Below are 6,300 nucleotides of genomic sequence, written 5' to 3' on the forward strand. Positions count from 1 at the left end.
ATCCGGCGAGTCCCAGGACTTCAAGGATCCCGAAGCCGGGGAGCCCCAGGACTCCGACGGTCCCGAAGGATCCGGACACCCCCAGGACTTCAAGGGTCGCGAAGAATCCGGGGAGCGCCGGAACCTCGAAGATCCTGAAGCATCCGAGAACTCCGGGCACTCCGGCGCAGCGACCCCCGCCGCTCCGGCCTGTCGCGTCTCCCTCGACGACGCGGCACGCTTCGCCTTCGGCACGCTGACCGTGCTCCGCGTACGGGTCTCCCGCTGGGACCGGGAGGCGGCCCGGGGCGGCATGCTCTGCGCCCCCCTCGTGGGCGCGGTCGTCGGGCTCGCCGCCGCCGTCTCGGGCACCCTGCTGCTGCTCTTCGGTGGGGGTCCGCCGCTCGCGGCGGTGGCCACGGTGGCCGTACCGGCGCTGCTGACCCGCGGGCTGCACCTGGACGGGCTCGCCGACACCGCCGACGGCCTGGGCAGCGGCAAGCGGGCCGAGGACGCCCTGCGCATCATGAAGCAGTCGGACATCGGGCCCTTCGGTGTCATCACGCTCCTCTTCGTGCTGCTGGCACAGGTCGCGGTGGTCTCCGAGCTGTACGCGGCGGGCTGGGCGCGCGGCGCCTCCGCGGCCGTCGTCGCGGCGGTCGCGGCCCGACTGGCCCTCACCCTCGCCTCCCGGGCCGGGGTGCCGGCGGCCCGGCCGGACGGGCTGGGGGCGGCGGTCGCCGGGGCCGTCCCCGTACGGGACGCGACGGCGGTGGCGGCCGGCTCGGTCGCCTTCTGCGCGGCCGCGGGCGCGGCCCTCGGCCCGTACGCCGCCGTGCACCACGCCCTGGCCGCCCTCGCCGCCGTGGCCGCCGCCGAGCTGCTGCTGCGCCGCTGTCGCCGGCGCTTCGGCGGCGTCACGGGCGATGTCTTCGGGGCCCTCGCCGAATCGGCGGCCACAGCCGCCCTGTTGGTCCTCGCCCTGGGCTGACACCCGTCGGCCCGCCTGCCGCTCCGTTCCGGCAACCGTTCGGCGGCGGCCCGTTCGCGAAGACGTCGACGAGACGCTCGGAGGCCGTACCCGCAGCGGCGAGAGCCAGTGATGCAGGGACCACAGCAAGCGGCCGGGTACGGGCCAGGGCACCGGCGCCGGGCCGCGCCGTCCGCGGCGGCACCCGTGCCCGCCCGGCAGGCGTACGCCGGGGCGCGGAGCCACGCGGCGCCGGGGCCCCGGGCCTGCGCTTCCGGCGGGCGACGTCTTCGTACAGCCGGTCGGAATACGATGCAGGAGCGCCCGAGGCCGTGCGCACGACGTTACGGCGGCGGGCTGGGCCTGTGCGACAGGCCCGAGCGGCGGCCGGCCCACCGACTGGCCGAGAAACGCAAGGGAAGAGGAACCCCAACACCGTGACTGCACTGACTCTCAGCAGCTCCTCAGCGGCGACGCTGCGCGCGGACGCCGTCGTCATCGGCGTCGCCAAGGGTGAGAAGGGCCCGGTCGTCGCGTCAGGCGCCGAGGCCGTGGACAAGGCGTTCGACGGGAAGCTGGCCACCGTTCTCGAGACCCTCGGCGCCACCGGCGGCGAGGGCGAGGTGACCAAGCTCCCCGCGCCGTCCGGCCTCAAGGCCCCGGTCGTGCTGGCGGTCGGGCTCGGCGACACCCCTGACAAGGGCGAGGGGTACGGCGCCGAGGCCCTGCGCCGCGCCGCCGGAGCCGCGGCCCGTGCGCTGTCGGGATCCAAGAAGGGCGCGTTCGCACTGCCCGTCGGGAGCGCGGCGGACGCGGCCGCGGTGGCGGAGGGCGCGCTGCTCGGCGCCTACGCCTTCACCGCCTACCGGAACTCCAACGGCAACGGCACCGGGAACGGCAAGAAGAACGCCGACGACAAGACCACCCCGCTCGCCGAGGTCACCCTGCTCGGGGCCAAGCCCCGCGACAAGGCCTTCAAGGCCGCCGCGGAGCGCGCCACCGCGCTGGCCGCGGAGGTCAACCGCGCCCGCGACCTCGTCAACACCCCCTCCAACGACCTCACCCCCAAGGCCTTCGCCGCCGCCGCCCAGACCGCCGCCAAGGAGCACGGCCTCAAGGCCGAGGTGCTGGACGAGAAGGCCCTGGCCAAGGGCGGATACGGCGGCCTGACGGGCGTCGGACAGGGCTCGGCGAACCCGCCGCGGCTGGTGAGGCTCGCCTACACCCACCCCAAGGCCAAGAAGACCCTCGCCCTCGTCGGCAAGGGCATCACCTACGACTCGGGCGGCATCTCGCTGAAGCCGGCCGGTCACAACGAGACGATGAAGTGCGACATGAGCGGTGCGGCCGCCGTGTTCGCCGCCGTCGTGGCCGCGGCCAGACTGGGGCTGGAGGTCAATGTGACCGGCTGGCTGGCGCTCGCCGAGAACATGCCCTCCGGCTCCGCCACCCGCCCCGGTGACGTGCTGCGGATGTACTCGGGCAAGACCGTCGAGGTGCTCAACACCGATGCCGAGGGGCGCCTCGTGCTGGCCGACGCCCTCACCCGCGCCTCGGAGGAGAAGCCGCACGCGATCGTCGACGTGGCCACCCTCACCGGGGCGATGATCCTCGCCCTCGGCAACCGCACGTTCGGGATCATGGCCAACGACGAGGCGTTCCGTACCGCCGTCCATGGGATCGCGGAGGAGGCGGGCGAGCAGTCCTGGCCGATGCCCCTGCCCAAGGAGCTGCGCAAGAGCATGGACTCCCCGGTCGCCGACCTCGCCAACATCGGCGAGCGTGCAGGTGGCGGCCTGGTCGCCGGTCTCTTCCTCAAGGAGTTCGTCGGCGACGGCATCACCTGGGCACACCTGGACATCGCGGGACCGGCCTTCCATGAGGGGGCGCCGTTCGGCTACACCCCCAAGGGCGGCACCGGCTCCGCCGTCCGCACCCTCGTGCGGCTGGCCGAGCGCACCGCGGCGGGCGACCTCGCCTGACGGCCGCGGCGCCGCCCGCCGGACGGCGGGTCCGGGCGGAGCTTCGTTCTCATGCGCCCTATTAGTGCCCCATTAATACCCATACGGGATGGGGCCTACGGGGACGACTCCGAACCGCCGCCCGGACGCGGAGCCGGAGCACCGGAGCCGGGACGGAACCCGGGAGCCGGACCGGCTCGTACGCCGGAGGCGAGGAGCCCGCGCCCGCCGGAGGAAGCCCCGCGTCCGCCGGAGGCGAGGAGTTCGCCGTCGACGAAATCCGCACCGGCTACGCGCGAGTAACCCTTCCGCAGGCCGGGAGAGCCATCTCACAGCGCGGCCCCGCGTCCCGCTGCCCGCCAACAAGTGCGAAGATGTTGTCTCGGCAGGAACAGGGCCCAGGCTCATCGACACACCGAGCCCGACGCAAGGGCCGAAGAAAAGCGGCCGAACAACAGCCGTCGCCCGGTCTGAAGACGACCGGCTCCGGCGTACCCATGCATGGAGGACGTGACGTGGCGAACGACGCCAGCACCGTTTTCGACCTAGTGATCCTCGGAGGCGGCAGCGGCGGTTACGCCGCTGCCCTGCGCGGGGCGCAGCTGGGCCTGGACGTCGCCCTGATCGAGAAGGACAAGCTGGGCGGCACCTGCCTGCACCGCGGATGTATCCCCACGAAGGCTCTGCTCCACGCCGGTGAGATCGCCGACCAGGCGCGGGACGGCGCCTCCTTCGGTGTGCAGACCTCGCTCGAGGGCATCGACATGGCGGGCGTGCACAAGTACAAGGACGGTGTGATCTCCGGCCTGTACAAGGGCCTGCAGGGCCTGGTCGCCTCCCGCAAGGTCACCTACGTGACGGGTGAAGGCCGGCTGTCCTCCCCCACCTCGGTGGATGTCAACGGTGAGCGCTACGAGGGCCGCCACATCCTGCTGGCGACCGGTTCCGTGCCGAAGTCGCTCCCGGGCCTCGAGATCGACGGCAACCGCGTCATCTCCTCCGACCACGCCCTGGTGCTCGACCGGGTACCGAAGTCCGCGATCGTGCTCGGTGGCGGCGTCATCGGCGTCGAGTTCGCCTCCGCCTGGAAGTCCTTCGGGGCCGACGTCACCATCGTCGAGGCGCTTCCCCACCTCGTCCCGGTCGAGGACGAGAACAGCTCCAAGCTGCTGGAGCGCGCCTTCCGCAAGCGCGGCATCAACTTCTCCCTCGGCTCCCGCTTCTCGGGCGTGGAGTACACCTCCGACGGTGTGAAGGTCTCGCTGGAGAACGGCAAGACCTTCGAGGCCGAGGTGCTGCTCGTCGCCGTCGGCCGCGGCCCCGTGTCGCAGGGTCTGGGCTACGAGGAGGCCGGGGTCGGCATCGACCGCGGCTACGTCCTGGTCGACGAGTACATGCAGACGAACGTGCCGACCATCTCGGCCGTGGGCGACCTCGTCCCGACGCTCCAGCTCGCCCACGTCGGCTTCGCCGAGGGCATCCTGGTGGCGGAGCGGCTGGCCGGGCTGAAGACCGTGCCGATCGACTACGACGGCGTACCGCGGGTGACGTACTGCCACCCGGAGGTCGCCTCGGTCGGCATCACCGAGGCGAAGGCCAAGGAGCTGTACGGCTCCGACAAGGTCGTCGCCCTCAAGTACAACCTCGGCGGCAACGGCAAGAGCAAGATCCTGAAGACCGCGGGCGAGATCAAGCTCGTCCAGGTGCGGGACGGCGCCGTGGTCGGCGTCCACATGGTCGGTGACCGTATGGGCGAGCAGGTCGGCGAGGCGCAGCTGATCTACAACTGGGAGGCGCTGCCGGCCGAGGTCGCGCAGCTCGTCCACGCGCACCCGACGCAGAACGAGGCGCTCGGCGAGGCCCACCTGGCCCTGGCCGGCAAGCCCCTGCACTCCCACGACTAGCAGTCCCGGGCGCGACCACATCCGCACAGATCGTTAAGGAGCAACCGAAACCATGGCGGTTTCCGTAACCCTTCCGGCGCTCGGTGAGAGCGTGTCCGAGGGCACCGTCACCCGCTGGCTGAAGGCCGAGGGCGAGAAGGTCGAGGCCGACGAGCCGCTGCTCGAGGTCTCCACCGACAAGGTCGACACCGAGATCCCGGCTCCGGCCGCGGGCACACTGCTCGAGATCCTGGTGGGCGAGGACGAGACCGCCGAGGTCGGCGCCAAGCTCGCCGTCATCGGTGCCGCCGGTGCCGCTCCGGCCGCCGCTCCGGCTCCGGCCGCACCGGCGCCCGCCCCGGCCCCGGAGGCTCCGCGGCAGGAGGCCCCGGCACCCGCCCCGGCTCCGGCCGCCCCCGCGCCGCAGGCTCCGGCCGCACCGGCGCCGCAGGCCGTCACCCCGGCCGCGGTCGCTCCGGAGCCGGCCCCGTCCGCTCCGGCGCCCGCCCCGGCCCCGGCGCCGGCTCCGGCGGCTCCGTCCCGTGAGGGCGACGGCGCGTACGTCACTCCGCTGGTGCGCAAGCTCGCCGCGGAGAACGGCGTGGACCTGGCGACCGTCAAGGGCACCGGAGTCGGCGGCCGTATCCGCAAGCAGGACGTCCTCGCCGCCGCCGAGGCCGCCAGGGCCGCGGCTCCCGCCGAGGCCGCCGCGCCGAAGGCCGCCGCCGTCGAGGCGTCGCCCCTGCGCGGTCAGACGGTCAAGATGACCCGGATGCGCAAGGTCATCGGCGACAACATGAAGAAGGCGCTGCTCGAGCAGGCGCAGCTCACCAGCGTGGTCGAGGTGGACATCACCCGCATCATGCGGCTGCGCGGCAAGGCCAAGGACGCGTTCGCGCAGCGTGAGGGCGTCAAGCTCTCGCCGATGCCGTTCTTCGTCAAGGCCGCGGCCCAGGCGCTGAAGGCCCACCCGGTCATCAACGCCCGGATCAACGAGGACGAGTCCACGATCACCTACTTCGATGCCGAGAACATCGGCATCGCGGTGGACTCCGAGAAGGGTCTGATGACCCCGGTCATCAAGGGCGCCGGTGACCTCAACATCGCCGGTATCTCCAAGAAGACCGCGGAGCTGGCAAGCAAGGTCCGCTCCAACAGGATCACCCCGGACGAGCTGTCCGGCGCGACCTTCACGATCAGCAACACCGGCTCGCGCGGTGCGCTGTTCGACACGGTCATCGTGCCCCCGAACCAGGTGGCCATCCTGGGCATCGGTGCGACCGTCAAGCGCCCGGTGGTCGTGGACCACCCGGAGCTCGGCGAGACCATCGCGGTCCGCGACATGACCTACCTGGCGCTCTCCTACGACCACCGCCTGGTGGACGGCGCCGACGCGGCCCGCTACCTGACGACCGTCAAGGAGATCCTGGAGGCGGGCGAGTTCGAGGTCGATCTCGGTCTCTGACGCCGCCGCACGGCATCCACGGCCGCGCCCCCGCCCGGGTCC

At 72.6% G+C, this 6,300-nt stretch carries 4 protein-coding genes; all 4 read left to right on the forward strand.

The window, feature by feature from the left end; all coding sequences use genetic code 11:
• Positions 1-235 precede the first annotated feature (235 nt).
• The 4 genes from ACTWQE_RS19205 to sucB all read left to right on the forward strand — a co-directional run bounded on the left by ACTWQE_RS19205 (position 236) and on the right by sucB (position 6,258).
• A complete protein-coding gene (locus ACTWQE_RS19205; protein WP_443330207.1) occupies positions 236-970 on the forward strand; it encodes an adenosylcobinamide-GDP ribazoletransferase in 735 nt (244 codons plus the stop codon).
• A 416-nt stretch (positions 971-1,386) separates the two neighbouring features.
• Positions 1,387-2,931: a leucyl aminopeptidase gene (locus ACTWQE_RS19210; protein WP_443330202.1), complete on the forward strand. Its 1,545-nt coding sequence runs from the start codon at positions 1,387-1,389 to the stop codon at positions 2,929-2,931.
• 494 nt (positions 2,932-3,425) lie between these two features.
• Complete coding sequence (lpdA, locus tag ACTWQE_RS19215; protein WP_443330203.1) at positions 3,426-4,814, forward strand: dihydrolipoyl dehydrogenase; 1,389 nt, start codon at positions 3,426-3,428, stop codon at positions 4,812-4,814.
• 52 nt (positions 4,815-4,866) lie between these two features.
• Complete coding sequence (sucB, locus tag ACTWQE_RS19220) at positions 4,867-6,258, forward strand: 2-oxoglutarate dehydrogenase, E2 component, dihydrolipoamide succinyltransferase (RefSeq protein WP_443330204.1); 1,392 nt, start codon at positions 4,867-4,869, stop codon at positions 6,256-6,258.
• Positions 6,259-6,300 lie beyond the last annotated feature (42 nt).

Source organism: Streptomyces sp. 8N706, assembly GCF_052245415.1.
Taxonomy (GTDB): domain Bacteria; phylum Actinomycetota; class Actinomycetes; order Streptomycetales; family Streptomycetaceae; genus Streptomyces.

Coding starts and splice junctions, on each gene's coding strand:
- sucB (WP_443330204.1), top strand. CDS start 4,867: ATGGCGGTTTCCGTAACCCTTCCGGCGCTCGGTGAGAGCGTGTCCGAG.